Annotated in this window: 12 protein-coding genes; 6 read left to right on the top strand and 6 right to left on the bottom strand. The window is 67.1% G+C overall.

Features of this window, described 5'->3' with window-relative positions; all coding sequences use genetic code 11:
• Position 1: 1 nt before the first annotated feature.
• Both ACQR2C_RS04580 and ACQR2C_RS04575 read right to left on the bottom strand, forming a co-directional pair.
• Positions 2-2086, bottom strand: a complete 2085-nt coding sequence (locus ACQR2C_RS04580) for a hydantoinase/oxoprolinase family protein (protein ID WP_434864256.1) — start codon at positions 2084-2086, stop codon at positions 2-4.
• 785 nt (positions 2087-2871) lie between these two features.
• The gene (locus ACQR2C_RS04575; protein WP_315804899.1) at positions 2872-3381 is read right to left on the bottom strand and encodes a DUF6789 family protein; all 510 of its coding nucleotides are present in this window, start codon (positions 3379-3381) and stop codon (positions 2872-2874) included.
• A gap of 112 nt (positions 3382-3493) precedes the next feature.
• Between ACQR2C_RS04575 and ACQR2C_RS04570 the strand changes: the two genes are divergently transcribed.
• The 3 genes from ACQR2C_RS04570 to ACQR2C_RS04560 all read left to right on the top strand — a co-directional run bounded on the left by ACQR2C_RS04570 (position 3494) and on the right by ACQR2C_RS04560 (position 6557).
• Positions 3494-4000: a Spy/CpxP family protein refolding chaperone gene (locus tag ACQR2C_RS04570; protein WP_315804900.1), complete on the top strand. Its 507-nt coding sequence runs from the start codon at positions 3494-3496 to the stop codon at positions 3998-4000.
• Between the two features lie 108 nt (positions 4001-4108).
• Positions 4109-6097 carry a DEAD/DEAH box helicase gene (locus ACQR2C_RS04565; protein WP_434880581.1) on the top strand — a complete coding sequence of 663 codons (1989 nt, stop codon included), beginning with the start codon at positions 4109-4111 and terminating at the stop codon, positions 6095-6097.
• 58 nt (positions 6098-6155) lie between these two features.
• Positions 6156-6557, top strand: a complete 402-nt coding sequence (locus ACQR2C_RS04560; protein WP_434880580.1) for a DUF2177 family protein — start codon at positions 6156-6158, stop codon at positions 6555-6557.
• Positions 6558-6665: 108 nt separating this feature from the next.
• Here ACQR2C_RS04560 and ACQR2C_RS04555 read toward each other — a convergent pair whose 3' ends face one another.
• Positions 6666-7325, bottom strand: a complete 660-nt coding sequence (locus tag ACQR2C_RS04555) for a peroxiredoxin (protein ID WP_315804903.1) — start codon at positions 7323-7325, stop codon at positions 6666-6668.
• A 365-nt stretch (positions 7326-7690) separates the two neighbouring features.
• Here ACQR2C_RS04555 and ACQR2C_RS04550 point away from each other — a divergent pair, with 365 nt between their 5' ends.
• Positions 7691-8260, top strand: a complete 570-nt coding sequence (locus ACQR2C_RS04550; protein WP_315804904.1) for a hypothetical protein — start codon at positions 7691-7693, stop codon at positions 8258-8260.
• 172 nt (positions 8261-8432) lie between these two features.
• Complete coding sequence (locus ACQR2C_RS04545) at positions 8433-9557, top strand: S1C family serine protease (RefSeq protein ID WP_434880579.1); 1125 nt, start codon at positions 8433-8435, stop codon at positions 9555-9557.
• Positions 9558-9745: 188 nt separating this feature from the next.
• On the opposite strand, the gene ACQR2C_RS04540 is transcribed toward ACQR2C_RS04545, so the two are convergent.
• The gene (locus ACQR2C_RS04540; protein ID WP_434880578.1) at positions 9746-11602 is read right to left on the bottom strand and encodes an alkaline phosphatase family protein; all 1857 of its coding nucleotides are present in this window, start codon (positions 11600-11602) and stop codon (positions 9746-9748) included.
• Positions 11603-11806: 204 nt separating this feature from the next.
• On the opposite strand from ACQR2C_RS04540, the gene ACQR2C_RS04535 reads away from it, so the two are divergent.
• On the top strand, positions 11807-12301 hold the full coding sequence (locus tag ACQR2C_RS04535) for a ferritin-like domain-containing protein (protein ID WP_315776574.1): 495 nt from the start codon (positions 11807-11809) through the stop codon (positions 12299-12301).
• A 13-nt stretch (positions 12302-12314) separates the two neighbouring features.
• Here the strand turns inward: ACQR2C_RS04535 and ACQR2C_RS04530 are convergent, their stop codons facing one another.
• On the bottom strand, positions 12315-13568 hold the full coding sequence (locus ACQR2C_RS04530) for an arsenic transporter (RefSeq protein ID WP_434880577.1): 1254 nt from the start codon (positions 13566-13568) through the stop codon (positions 12315-12317).
• 22 nt (positions 13569-13590) lie between these two features.
• A complete protein-coding gene (locus ACQR2C_RS04525; RefSeq protein WP_434880576.1) occupies positions 13591-14865 on the bottom strand; it encodes an MFS transporter in 1275 nt (424 codons plus the stop codon).
• Positions 14866-14885 lie beyond the last annotated feature (20 nt).

Raw genomic sequence — 14885 nt, 5'->3', positions numbered from 1 at the left:
GTCAGGCCGCCTTCCGTTCCATGACGATGCTGCCGGCACCATCGATATGCGCGTCAAAACTGTTGGAGATGAAAGTCGAGGTCTCGTCCTCGGCGATCACGGCGGGGCCGGCGATGACCGCGCCCGGCGCCATCTGCTCGCGGCGATACAGCGGGATCTCGACGAAGCGTCCGGCGCGGCCGTCGAAGAACCTGCGGTGCCCCGCAGCCTTGCCCGCAGGCTTGCGCTGCACCTCGGTGACGGCGGGCGGTTGGTGCGCTTCCGTCGTCGCGAGCACCGACCAGCTCAGGACCTCGATCGCCGCACCGGGGATCGGGCGCTCGAACAGCGCGGCATAGCCGGCCTCGAAGGTCGTACGCAGGGTGGGCAGGTCGTCCGCCGTCAGCGGGCGGTTCGGCAGCTCGACATTGATCTCGTGGCCCTGGCCGACATAGCGCATGAAAGCCGAGCGGCGCTCGCGCAACGGTGCGCCGGCCGCACCAGGCTCCACCAGCGCGCGGGCCTCATCGGCCATCTCCTGCAGCAGAGTGGAGACGAGCGCCGTGTCGAAATCGTCGAGCCTCGCATGGCGGCTGCGCACCAGCTCATAGGCGATCGGTGCGGCGAGGAAGCCGACCGCCGAGCCGACACCGGCATTGGACGGCACGATCACCCTGGCGACGCCGATCTTCTCGGCGACGCGCGCGGCATGCAGCGGCGCGGCGCCGCCGAAGGCGATCAGCGTGTGCTGGCCGATCACGGCGCCGCGCTCGACGGCATGGACGCGGGCCGCGCTCGCCATATTCTCGCAGACGACCTCATGCACGGCGTAGGCAGCGGTCTCCGCATCGAGGCCGAGCGGGGCGCCGACGTCGCGGAGCAGGGCCTGTTTCGACAGTTCGGGATCGAGCCTGATGGTGCCGCCGGCAAACGCGTCGGGATCGATCATGCCGAGCGCGACATCGGAATCGGTGACCGCCGGGCGCTGGCCGCCGCGGCCGTAGCAGGCCGGACCCGGCTCGGAAGAGGCGCTCTCCGGGCCCACGGTGACGCGCTTCATCGCATCGATGCGCGCGATCGAGCCGCCGCCGGCGCCGATCTCGACCATCTCGATCACGGGGATGCGCACCGGCAGGCCCGAGCCTTTGAGGAACCGCGCGGCACGGTCGACCTCGAACACACGCGAGCTCTCCGGCTCGAAATTCTCGATCAGGCAGATCTTGGCGGTGGTGCCGCCCATGTCGAACGACAGCACCTTGCGCTCGCCGAGCGTAGCTGCGATCTGGCCGGCGAAGATCGCGCCGCCAGCGGGACCGGATTCGACGAGCCGCACCGGGAAGCGGCGCGCCGTGGCGATCGAGGTGACGCCGCCGCCCGAGGTGACGAGATAGATCGCGCCGCGGAACTGCTCGATTTGCAGCGCCCGCTCCATGCGCGCGAGATAGCTGTCCATCAACGGCTGCACATAGGCGTTGGCGACCGCGGTCGAGGTGCGTTCGTATTCCCGGATTTCGGGACAGACCGCCGAGGACAAAGTGACCGAGACATCAGGCATCGCCTCGGTCAGGATCTCGGCAGCGCGGCGCTCATGCGCGGGATTGGCGTAGGCGTGCAGGAAGGCGACGGCGATGCTGGCGACATCGAGGGCGCGCAACTGCGGCACCAGCGCGCGCACCGCCGCTTCGTCGAGCGGCAGTCTGACGTCTCCGTGGGCATCAACGCGCTCGGGCACGGTGAAGCGCAGGGAGCGCGGCACCAGCGGCTTCGGTTTGTCGATCGAGAGATCGTACTGGTCGTAGCGGCTCTCGGTTCCAATATCCAGAACATCGCGGAAGCCGGACGTTGCGATCAGTGCGGTCCTGGCGCCGCGGCGCTCGATGATGGCATTGGTCGCGAGCGTGGTGCCGTGAATGAAGACATCGATGTCGCAGATGCGCGCCTTCGCGTCGGCGAGAATGAGACGGGTGCCGTCCAGCACGGCTTGCTCCGGCTGCGTCGGCGTGGTCAGCAGCTTGCGCGTCCGGCGCTGCGTACCGATGTCGAGAACGATATCGGTGAACGTGCCCCCGATATCGACGGCCAGCCGGACTTCGGCTCCTTCAAGCATTCCATGTCTCCGCAAGCGACGAACTGATGTGCGATTTGAGCAAGTCCCATGCCATTGCGCCAGCGGGGATGCAGTTTGCTGCTCTGCGTTTGCTGCGGTGCGGACTTGAAGTCGCGGTGCGATGGGCGATCAACTTGGCCGATCGGCTTGCTGTTGTTTGCGACACCGTCATGTCGCCACGCGCGACGATTGGCGTGAGACCGACGACCATCTCCACAACGTCATTCCGGGGCTCGCCGTGCGGGCGTCCCGGAATGACACCGTGTGTTGATCGAACGCGCCAAACATGACTTCGCATTCCCGCGGCACGATGGGCCCGAGTTTCTGCTGCTTGCTCACCCTCCGCAAACGAGAGGGTGCAGGGAATGCCGGGTGAAGGCCTCACCCATGGCCCGCCTGCGAAAAAAATGCAGGCGGCAGGTACCACAGGCAAAGCCGTAACCGGCATTCCCTGCGCGGTGGTCTTCACGCTTATACGCAGTCTCCCTGGTGCGCCGGCTTGTTGGCCACCATTGTCCGCGCGATGCGCAAGCATCGTCACGAGCGTGATACCAGCTTCGGGGTATCGGGACGCTGCGACTTCACGTCCGCAATCATGCCGGTCGTCTGCGCGAAATGCGCGTCCGGCATGAATCGCGGCCACCGCATCCCGCACCGACGTTCGTGACGACGCGTACGTCCCTCTGCATGGGCAGGACGACGCGGATCATACATGAGTTACGAGAAAACGAAAGAAAAAAATTCGGTCTTTTCGAAATGACGCCAGGGGTCCCTCCCGGCGGCGCTCAGACGTGACCGCCGTCTCCGCGGCCGACCTCGATCTTCTGATCCGGTCCCTGCAGAGCCGCATACACGGCGCCCAGCACGACGCTATACGCCTCGACCATCGCCAGCGAGAACAGCGCCGGGCCGGCGCCCAGCCCGAGCGACGTTGCGAACGGTCCAAGGCCGATGGCGGGAAACAACACGATTCCGAGCAGCAGCCAGCCGGCGAGCCCGAGCAGGAAGCCTTTGGCGACACCGCTGCCGCCGGGCAGGCGGTGGAAGAAGCGCCCGAACAGCAGGCCGATCAGGAAGGCTCCGTTGAGCTGCGAGAGCAGCCACAGCGGCGCCCCGTCCTGCATCGCTCGGGCGAACAGGGGCTGGAGCGTATCGAGCAGCGCCGAGGCGGGATCGAACTGCGGCAACAGGTGAAGCCCGCTCTTGAGCTCCATCAGGCCTATATGAGCCAACGTCCCGCAGCCCGATGCGACCGCCGACGTCCATATCCAGCGATAGCTGCGTATCGTTGTCATCTCCTCAATTTGGCCGTCGCCCATCATTGGTCCGTTGATCTTGCTCAAAAGGCAAGTTCGCCGTGCGCTTAGTTTGCGCGAACTCATTGGTGCCACGTCGAGGAGTTCTGCCATGCGATTAGATCCACGCGCGCTGGTGTTCGCAGCCGCAATCGTGACCGTCACCGCCGCCCCGGGCCTTGCCCAGCCGGGCGCAGGCGGACCGGGTTGGGGGCCGGGCATGATGATGGGGCCGGGGATGATGGGCGGCCGGGGGTTCGGCTTCCTCTGCAATCCCCGCATGGCCGGATTTGCCGAATGGCGGATGTCGCAGATCGAGGCGGCCATCAAGCCGAACGACACGCAGCGGGCGCGGCTCGATGATCTCAAGGCGGCATCGGCCAAAGCTGCGGAGCTGATCACGAAGGACTGCCCGGCGACGCCGCCGGCCAAGGCGACCGACCGCCTCGCGCTGGCGGAGCAGCGCCTCGACACGATGCAGCAGGCGATCAAGATCGTCCGGCCAGCGTTCCAGGCGCTCTACGACTCGCTCGACGACAAGCAGAAGGCGGCGATGGACAGCAGCGGGCCCCGCAACTGGGGTTGGCGTCACTGGCACTGGCCGTGGAGCGACGAGTAGCGGCGTAGCGGGGGCCGGGGAGCGCCGCGTTGATTGGGTGCGGGCGGGCATGGCGATTTCGCTCCGCATGGCGTAAAGCCATCGGAATCAAACGAGGTTTTCCGTCAATTGCCCTTTCCCGCGACCCATCCGCCGCTCGCCCGCGCCCTGGCCGAGCGCAACTATGAGACTCCCACGCCCGTCCAGCTCGCGGTGCTCGCGGACGACGCCGTCGATCGCGACCTCCTGGTGTCGGCCCAAACGGGGTCGGGCAAGACCGTCGCCTATGGGCTGGCGATGGCAGCGAATCTGTTGGGTGACGCCGAACGGTTCGCGCCGGCGGCCGCGCCGCTGGCGCTGATCGTGGCGCCGACGCGCGAGCTGGCGCTGCAGGTCCAGCGCGAGCTCGGCTGGCTCTATCAGCACGCTGGCGCGCGCGTTGTCTCCTGCGTCGGCGGCATGGATCCGCGCCGCGAGCAGCGCGAGCTCGAGGCGGGCGCCCATATCGTGGTCGGTACGCCCGGGCGTCTCTGCGATCATCTGCGGCGCGGGCGGCTCGATATCTCGGAATTGAAGGCCGTGGTGCTCGACGAGGCCGACGAGATGCTCAATCTCGGCTTTCGCGAGGACATGGAATTCATTCTCGAGACCACGCCGGAGACGCGCCGGACCCTGCTGTTCTCGGCGACCTTTCCGCGCGGCATCGTGGCGCTGGCGAAGCAGTATCAGGACGACGCGTTCCGGATCGAGGTCGAGGGCGATGAAGGCGGGCATGCCGACATCGAGTACCGCGCCATCCGCATCGCCGCCGACGATGTCGAGCATGCGGTCGTCAACGTGCTGCGCTTCTACGAGTCGCCGAGCGCAATCGTGTTCTGCAACACGCGCGAGGCGGTGCGGCATCTGCAGGCGGCGCTGCTGGAGCGCGGCTTTTCCGTCGTCGCGCTGTCGGGTGAGCTGACGCAGAACGAGCGCACGATGGCGCTGCAGTCGCTTCGCGACGGCCGCTCGCGGGTGTGCGTGGCGACCGACGTCGCGGCGCGCGGCATCGATCTCGCCAATCTCGATCTCGTCATCCATGCCGAGCTGCCGAACGATCCCGAGGTGATGCAGCATCGCTCGGGTCGCACCGGCCGCGCCGGCCGCAAGGGCGTCAGCGTGCTGCTGGTGCCGCCGGCGCGGCGGCGGCGGGCGGAAACGCTGCTGAACCTCGCCGGCATCGAGGCCGCGTGGGGCGCGGCGCCGCAAGCTGATGAGATCCGCAAGCTCGATCAGGAGCGCATGCTGCACGACCAGGTGTTCACCGAGGAGACGACGGCGGAGGATCTGGCGCTCGCGCAAGCGCTGCTGGCGGAGCGGTCGGCCGAGGACATCGCCGCCGCATTGGCGCGGCTCTATCGCGCGCGGCTGCCGTCGCCGGAGGACATTCTGGATCCCGGCGAGGACCGCGGCCGGTCACGCCATGATCGCGGTCGCGATGCCGCTCGGCCGGTGCGCGGCGACGATCGCCCGCCGGTGCAGCGGACCAAGTCGGGAAAGCCGTCGGCGCGCCACGGCATGGGCGAGCCGAGCGTCTGGTTCCGGGCGGCGATCGGGCGCAGGAAGAACGCGGAGGCACGCTGGCTGCTGCCGATGATCTGCCGGCGCGGCGGCATCGACAAGAACGACATCGGCACCATCAAGATCTCGGATACCACGACGGAGTTCGAGATCGCCGCGCGGGTCGCGGACGCCTTCGCCGCCAACATCCGCCGTCCCGACAAGGAGGATACGATCCGCATCGAGCCGCTGGCGGCTGCGCCGTCGGGGCAGGGGGCCGCCGACAAACCGCGTCCGGAGAAGCGGGCGGCGCGGCGCGAGGCCGAGCCACGGCGCCAGGCAGAGGAAAGCGCCTACCATCCGCTGCATCGCGATCAGCCTCGCCGGGACAAGGAAACTCCGCCGCGGAGCAGGGCGCATCACGACGCTCCGCCGTCGAAGTCCGGCCATGCCCAGGCGTTCACGAAGAAAAAGAAGCACGGCGACAAGTCCAGCCGTGGCGGACCGGCGTTTCCGTCTCATAGCCCACGGTCGAAGGCGCCTGGTGGAAAGAAGCCCAAGACCAAGCGTCGCGGCTGACGGCACCGGCCGATCCCGCGCCGACGGCAGTGCGTGAAACGTGAAGGAGGAGCCGTCCTTGAGCCGCTACGCCGTCCTGTATTTTGCAACCCTGGCCGTGCTGCTCGGCTTCGACATCCCGTTCCTGAGCATCGTCGCCAAGGGCTTCTTCCAGTCGCAGGTCGGCGAGATGCTGGGCGAGATCCGTCCCGTGCCGGCGGTGCTGTTCTATCTGCTCTATGTCGCGGGCGTGCTGATCTTCGTCAGTGGGACGCCTGATGCGACCTGGCGCTCGACCTTGCTCTATGGCGCGCTGTTCGGGCTGTTCTGCTACGCGACCTTCGAGCTGACGTCGCTGGCGATGCTCAAGCAGTGGACCTGGACGGTGGTGGCGGTCGACATCAGCTGGGGCGTGTTCGTCACTGCGGTGTCGGCGACGGTGGGGTTACTGATCGCCGACTGGGCGACGCCGCGGGGCTGAAGCGGCATCGGACCGAAGCGCTCGGAGTGCAATTCCAGTCGACCGAGATCCCGGGGCCGCCTCTGCGAGGCGTCCCGGGATGACGTCGTCAAACGTCGGTTGCCGACCTCACTTCGGCTGCGGCACCACGCGCAGATAGGGCTTCGGCGCCTTCCAGCCGTTCGGATAGATCGTCTTGGCCTCGTCGTCGGACACCGAGCCGGCGATGATGACGTCCTCGCCCTGCTTCCAGTCGGCGGGGGTGGCGACGCGGTGCTTCGAGGTGAGCTGCAGCGAATCGATGACGCGGAGAATTTCCTGGAAGTTGCGTCCGGTGGTCATCGGGTAGACCAGGATCAGCTTGATCTTCTTGTCCGGGCCGATGATGAAGACGTTGCGGACGGTCTGGTTGTCGGCCGCGCTGCGCTTGGATGGGTCCCCGGAGATCGCCGCCGGCAGCATGTCGTAGAGCTTCGAGACGTTGTAGTCGGTGTCGCCGATCATCGGATAGTTCGGCGCCGCGCCTTGCGTCTCGCGGATGTCCTCCGACCATTTGGCGTGGTTGTCGACCGGGTCGACCGACAGGCCCATCAGCTTGACGCCGCGCTTGTCGAACTCCGGCTTCAGCCGCGCCAGCGCGCCGAGCTCGGTGGTGCACACCGGGGTGAAATCCTTCGGATGCGAGAACAGGAGCGCCCAGCTGTCGCCGATCCAGTCGTGGAATTTGATCTTGCCTTCGGTGGTGTCTGCCTCGAAGTCGGGGGCAGTGGAGCCGATCTGGAGAGCCATGGCAGTCCTCAATTCATTGCACGTGGTGGGAATAAATCTTCCAAACAGTATAGGAAATACCGCCGCGAAAGGGAACCGGCTGACGGAAAAGAGAAGATAATTGCCCCAAAGCTCACGAGGCCAACAACTTCTTTTGAGTTCCCGGGCTGCTGCGAAACATCCGTCAGACGACCGCTTGCCCAGATTTCGCCATCTGCTGGTCGCAACACGCCGCCCCCGGACGCCCCACGGCTTTGAACCGTGATCGAGGTCACTGCGGCAAATCGGCAACCGATACAAAAACCCACAGCACCGTTTCGAACCGTTAACCACTCGTTCAGACGGGCGCCGACAAGGTGGGTCAACACAGCAACTGAGAAGATAACATGGCTACCTCTGCACCAAAAACCATCGGCATCGATGGTCTCGAACCGTCCTCCTGTGAGACCGCTGCTCTCGCGCTCGGCATCGTGCGCGACGGCGTGATCACCGGCGAGGGGCCGACCACCGCGGGACGCGTGCATTTCTCCCGCGTGCTCGATGCCGATGACGCGGCCTGGTGCGCGCGCATTCTGAGCGCCGCCGCGATCAACGACGCGCCGGTCAGCCGCGCCGAGGCCGAGGCGCTGTTCGCGATCGATGCCGCCGCAACCGAGCGCAAGGACGACGGCCGTTTCGAGGATCTGCTCGCCAAGGCGGTGGCGCATCACACCGCGGCCGCCTCCGGCCTGCCGGTGCCGCCGCGCAGCGTGGCGCTGTCGCCGGAGACCGCGATCGAGAGCTGGGCTCCGATCAATGCGCGGGGCATCCGCACCGATGCGCTGGAATGGGTCGCCAAGCAGATGCGCGGCAAGCGCCAGGGCAACCGCGCGCTGATGGCGATGGTCGCGACCCTGGTCGGCGTCACCGTGCTGCCGCTGGCGCAACTGCCCTCGATGATCGACATCGGGATGTAGGCGCGTCGCGTTCATCCAGCCGCATGAGTTCGACGAGCGCGATGATCTCATCGCGCTCTTTTCGTTTTGACCGGTCTTTCTGACCGGCGGCGATCGCATCACGGCTCTTGATGGCGCCGCCCGGCCGGTGAATCAATCGGCGGTGATGCGACCGAACACGGAGAATGTCGAGATGAGCCGATGGAGCTTCGCCGCGCGTCTGTTCGCGGTGGCGGCGACGGCGCTGCTGCTCATGATGGCCTGGCAGACCTTTCCGCTGATCCAGGCCGAGCTGCTCGGGATGCGCGCCAAGCCCCGCGAGATCACGCCGCGCGGCGATCTCGCCGCCGACGAGAAGAGCACGATCGCGCTGTTCGAGAGCCGCAGCGGCTCGGTCGTCTTCATCACGACCGTTCAACAATCGGTCAACCCGTGGACCGGCAATTCGCAGCAGGAGCGCTCCGGCACCGGCTCGGGCGTCGTGTGGGACGACCTCGGCCACGTCGTCACCAACTATCACGTCATCGAAGGCGCCACCGAGGCGCTGGTCAGCCTGACCGACGGACGCTCGTTCCGCGCCGCGCTGGTCGGCGCCAGTCCGGAGAACGATCTGGCGGTGCTCGTGATCGGCGTCGGCGTCGACCGGCCGAAGCCGCTGCCGCTCGGCACCAGCGCCGACCTCAAGGTCGGGCAGAAGGTGTTCGCGATCGGCAATCCGTTCGGTCTCAGCAGCACGCTGACCACCGGCATCGTCTCGGCGCTCAACCGCAACCTTCAGGTCACGCAGGACCGCACCCTGAACGGACTGATCCAGACCGATGCCGCGATCAATCCGGGCAATTCCGGCGGCCCGCTGCTCGACAGCGCGGGACGGCTGATCGGCGTCAACACCGCGATCTACAGCCCCTCGGGCGCCTCTGCCGGTATCGGCTTCGCCGTGCCCGTCGACAGGGTCAACCGGGTCGTGCCGCGCCTGATCGCGAGCGGCCGCTATGTCACCCCGAGCCTTGGCATCCGCACCGATCCAAAGGCCAACGAGGCGCTGTCGGCGCGGCTCGGCCTGTCCGGCGTGTTCGTGCTCGATGTCGAGCAGGATTCGGCGGCCGAGAAGGCGGGGCTCGTTCCGGCGAGGCTGACGCGAGACGGCGGCTTCGCGCTCGGCGATGTCGTGCTGGCGGTCGACGGGCAGGCGGTGGAGTCGCCCCAGGACATGACGCGGGCGCTGGAGAACAAGAACCCGGGCGACCGGGTGGTGCTGCGCGTGCTCCGCGGCGGCAAGACCGTCGAGGTTCGGGTGACGCTGGACGTCGCGCGGTGAGTAAGTGGACCACACTCCGTCGGCGAGGAGATAGCCGTAGCCCGCATGAGCGAAGCGACATGCGGGAAAAGTGTCCCCGTGTATCGCTGCGCTCACCCGGGCTAAGGCATCGCGTTTGATCGAAACAGGAGTGTCCCGCTTTCGCGGGGCACTCCGGTGATCGCATGGAAGTACTGGCGATCGACTGACTACTTCGCCGCGGCCTTCTGCTTCGGCGCCTCGTCATCCAGCCCCACGGTGCGGCCGGGGAAGCCGGCGACGTCGAAATAGCGCTGGGTGCCGACGCGCTGCAGCTTCAGCACGGTGCGCAGGCCGCCGGCTCCCGGGTCCGATTTGACGACGTCCGACACAGCCTTGGGCGTCGCGCCGTTCGGCATCGCCTCGGTCATGACGCGGCCGATCAGTCTGCCCTTCGGCGCGACCTTGAGGTCGAGCAGCCTGGCGGCGGTGGCACCGACATCGGCGTTGCTGACCGGCAGCGGATCGACGAAGCCCGCCTTGAAGTCGGGTCCGATGGCCGCCATGAAGTTGTAGGTATCGCCGCGGCCGAACGAGCCGTGCATGCCCTGGCCCTGGCGCAGCACGGTGTCGGCGACCTCGACCTGGCAGTTGGACGGCTGGTCGCAACCCGGCGCGACATAGGTGCGGAAGTTGACCACGATCGCCGGATGCGGCGTCACCGCCTTGCCCTGCAGGTTGATCTGCGACAGCGGCAAGGTGCCCGGAATCTCGCCGAGCTTGTCGTCGACGAAGATGCCGGAGACGTAGTCCTGCGCCAGCAGCGCCTTGACGGTGCGGCGGGCGAGCTTCCTGTCGTTGTTGGGCAAATAGATCAAGTCGGAGCCGCCGTTGGTGGCGACGACGAGATCGGGCTTGGCCGGGTCCTTGCCGAGCACGCCATTGCCGGCCTTGGGGTGCTTGCCTTCGGGCACCGCCGCGTTCTTGTCGTTCGGGTCGAACAGCGGCAGGTCGAGCGCCTTGGCGAGGTCGAGCGCCAGGAAGCCCATTGGCAGGAACTCCTTCGGCGTGTCGTCATAGCTGACCTTGGCGGAGGGACTCGTTTTGCTCTCCTTGGAGATGGTCGAGAAGCCGTGGTCAGCCTGGACCATGATGTTGGTCGAGGCCGCCAGGCCGAGATCATCGAGCGCCTTGCGCAGCGCTGCCAGATTGTCGTCGGCGTTCTTGATGCCGGCCATCGAGGTCGGGCCATTGATGCCCGGCGTGATGGTGTTCAAGCTGTCGCCGTGATTGTGCTGGCTGCCGTCCGGGTCGCGCGACCAGAACACCAGCACGAACGGCTTGTTGCGCGCCTTGAACATCGGCAGCACCGCCTTGGTGGCGACGTCGACCATGTAGGCCTGTTGCGCGACGTTGGCCGAGGTCGTGCCCGGCGTCTTGGCGTCGCCCGCCTTGCCGTTATCGCCGCGCGACGGCGTTGCCAGCGCCAGGCCGGCCTTGGTCAGGGCGTCCTTGACCTCGTCGGTCAGCGGCACGCCATTCTTGTTGCCGGTGGAGTCGTCGATTACGATCGAGGAGGTGGCGCCGGGCTTGCAAGGGCAGCCGGTGTGGTCGAACAGATAGGTCGGGCCGAGCTTGCCGATCGCGGCGGTCGAATAGCCGGCCTTGCGCGCGAGCTTCAGGATCGTGTCCTCGTTGAGGTAGTCACCGTTGAAATGCTCGTCGATGTCGCCGAGCACGGCGTCGTTCTCGATGAAGGGTACGACGGTGTCGCCCGCTGGTGCGGAGGTGTAGCCGGTGAAGATCGTATTCGAGAACGTGCCGGTGTCGCCGAGATAATGGCCGGTCGCCATGGCCGAGCCATTGGCCATGGTGAAGGTCGGAAACAGCGAGTGCGAATTCTTGAAGTTGACGCCCTTGTCGCGAACGGCGGCCATGGCCGGCGCCGTCTCCGGCGTCACCTTCAGCGCGCGCAGGCCGTCGGGAATGAACAGGATCAGGTTATGGGGCTTGGCGTTCTGCGCAAAAGCGGCACTGGACGACAGCAGGGTCAGTCCGGCGCACAGCAGCACGAGCGGGCGGCGCATTGAAAACTCCTGAAAAGCAATCGGCGGAATCGCGGCGTCTCGCCGCAGGGAAGAGCTTTAGTTTTGCCGGGTGACAGTTTTGTTACAAGGGGCTCGCGCCCGATCGGCACCGCTCCGGACAGGATTTTCGTCGAGCGGTAGTCCGCGGCAGGAACCAGGGTGTGGCTTCCCGGTTGTCGGCTCACACAATTCAGGGAGCACACCATGCCTGCCGACAAAGACCTCAACGAGCTCTTCCTCGATACCCTCAAGGACATCTACTACGCCGAGAAGCAGATCCTGAAGACGCTGCCGAAAATGGCCAAGGCGGCGCAGTCGGAGAAGCTGGCGGCGGCGTTCGAGAAGCACCAGGAGGAGACCGAAGGCCAGATCGAGCGGCTCGAGCAGATTTTCGAGCTGATCGGCAAGCCCGCCCGCGGCAAGAAGTGCGATGCGATCGAGGGCATCATCGACGAGGGCAAGGAGATCATGGACGAGTACAAGGGGACGCAGGCGCTCGACGCCGGCCTTCTTGCTGCAGCGCAGGCGGTCGAGCACTACGAGATGTCGCGCTATGGCACGCTGAAGGCCTGGGCGCTCAAGCTCAACCTGCCGAAGGCCGCCAAGCTGCTCGATCAGACGCTGAACGAAGAGCGGAAGACCGACGAGACGCTGACCAAGATCGCTGAGACCGCGGTCAACTACGAGGCGGCCGCCTAAGCCCCGGTCGTCTTTACCACATGGCCGCCGCCAGCGCTGCGATCAGCGTGGGCGGCGTTACCACGAGTCCGATCTTCAGGAATTGCCAGGCCGTCACCTCGATCTTCTCACGCCGCAATGCCGTCAGCCACAGGATGGTGGCAAGCGAGCCCGTGACCGAGATGTTTGGGCCGAGATCGACCCCGATCAGGATGGCCCGGATGACCTCATGCGGCAGGTGATCGCTGGTGGCGACGGAGCCTGCGACGAGGCCGACCGGGAGGTTGTTGGCGATGTTGTCGGCGACCGCGGTGATCAGGCCCGCGGCCCACGCTGTGCCGTGCGGCGACGACGTCACGCCCTGGTGCAGCCAGGCGCTGAGCTGGCCGATCGCGCCGGCGCGGCTCAGACCTTCCACCATCACGAACAGGCCGCCGACCAGCGGCAGCACGCCCCATGAGATGCCGCGAATTACGGGCCATGGCGATTGCCGGCCGATGAGCAGGATCGCGGCCGCGGTGACCACGCCGCAGACGAACGTCGGCAGGCCGAGTTGAACGTCGAGCGCCGAGGCGGTCAGCAGCACGGCTGCGATGGCGCCGATCCCGAACGCGGCGAGCCGGCCTTCGCGACTGAGATGCGGCTTCTCGACATCGGTGCGCAGCGTCTCCTCGCGCAACGCGCGGCGCTGGGTCAGCCACAGCGCGACGTAGGTCAGCGCGATCGCGGCCATCGAGGGCAGGGTGAACTGGCGCAGCCATTCGGTCAGATGCGGCATGCGTTCGCCAAACACGACGAGATTGGCCGGGTTGGAGATCGGCAGCACGAAGCTCGCGGCATTGGCGATGAAGGCGCAGACGTACAGATAGGGCAGCGGCGAGGCGCCGGCGGCGCGCGTCGCGGCATAGACCGCCGGCGTCAGCACGATCGCCGTGGCATCGTTGGAAAGCAGCACCGTGACCAGGGTGCCGACCGCATAGACCAGCAGGAACAGCAGCTGCGGCGAGCCGCGCGCATGCTCCACGGCATAGGCCGCGAGATAGTCGAACAGGCCCTCGCGGCGCGCCAGCTCGGCGATCAGCATCATCCCGATCAGGAACAGATAGACGTCGACGCCGTTGCGGATGCCGGTGAGCGCATCGGCTGGTGGCAGCAGGCCGAGCGCGACCAGCAGGATCGCGCCGGCGGCGGCCCACACGGCCTCGGGCAGCCGAAAGGGGCGGATGATGACGCCGGCGATGGCGGGAATGATGATGGCGTAGGCGAGCCAGGTATCGTGCAGGGACATGATCGGGGATCGATAGAGCAAATCATTCGGCGGGGATAGCGGGCGAGGGCGCCGCGTTCGGGAGGGCGGCCTCTGCTCCACCGGTCTCGGGGAGCAGCAGCCAGCACACGATCACGGCGAGGGCGGCAGCCGCGCCGAGCGCCAGGAATGCGGCGCTGTAGCCGCCATGGACCACGACCTGGCCGGCGAGCGCGGTCGACAGCGCCGCGCCAATGCTCTGCGCCGTGATGACCGCGCCCTGGGCGACGTTGAAGCGGCCGGTGCCGCGCATCAGGTCGGCGACGATGACCGGCAGGATCGCGCCGAAGATGCCGGCGCCGACGCCGTCCAGCAACTGCACGCCGACCAGCCAGGCCTTGTCGTCGGACAGCGTATAGAGCACCGCGCGCAGCGGCAGGATCAGCAGCGCCGCCAGGAAGAAGCGCTTGTGACCCCAGCGGTCGGCGCGGGCGCCGACCAGGAGCGCCATCGGCACCATCACGAGCTGGGCGGCGGCGATGCAGGCCGACATCAGGCTGGTGCCGAGATTCTTGTCCTGCAGCGCCAGCTTCTGGCCGACCAGCGGCAGCATGGCGGCGTTGGCGAGGTGAAACAGCGCGACGCAGACCGCGAAGATCAGCAGCGGACGGCAGGTCAGGAGAATGTCCAGGCCCGACGGCTGCTCGCCTTGGCCCGCTCGGTTGCCCTCCGCCTGATGCGCCAGCCCGCGCGCGACGTCATGGTCGATGGCGCGCTCGGGGATGGCGAGCACGCTGATGAGGCTGCCGGCCGACGTGACCGCCATCAGGTAGAACACCGCCGATGGTCCGAGCGCATAGGCGGCGGCCCCGGCGATCACGGCGCCGACGGCATTGCCGGCATGGTTGAAGGTCTCGTTGCGGCCGACGCGCGCCGTGAAGGCCTTGGCGCCGACGATCCCGAGCGACACAGCCGCAATCGCCGGGGCGAAGATCACGCCGGCGGCATTGGCGATGCTCTGCGAGATCGCGACCGGCCAGAAGCTCGTCATCAGCGGCAGCAGCAGGGACGCCGCCGTGACGATGATCGCGGCAACGATCATGACCAGCCGTTTCGCCCTGGTCGCGTCGACCAGCGCGCCGGCCGGCGTCTGCGCGGCGATGCCGGCGATCGTCGCCAGCGACATCACCACGCCGATCGAGGCCTCGTCCCATTTCTGCTCGGTCAGGAGATAGATCGCAAGATAGGGCCCGAGGCCATCGCGCACGTCGGCCAGGAAGAAATTGGCGGCGTCGAGCGCGCGGCGCGCCCGGCGCGTGGTAGTCTCATCCTGTGACATGCTCTCGGGCCTCGGTCCCT

The organism is Bradyrhizobium sp. HKCCYLRH3061, assembly GCF_051168015.1.
GTDB lineage: Bacteria > Pseudomonadota > Alphaproteobacteria > Rhizobiales > Xanthobacteraceae > Bradyrhizobium.
The sequence above is the reverse complement of the archived record's forward strand: the minus strand, read 5'-3'. Positions and strand labels throughout refer to the sequence as shown.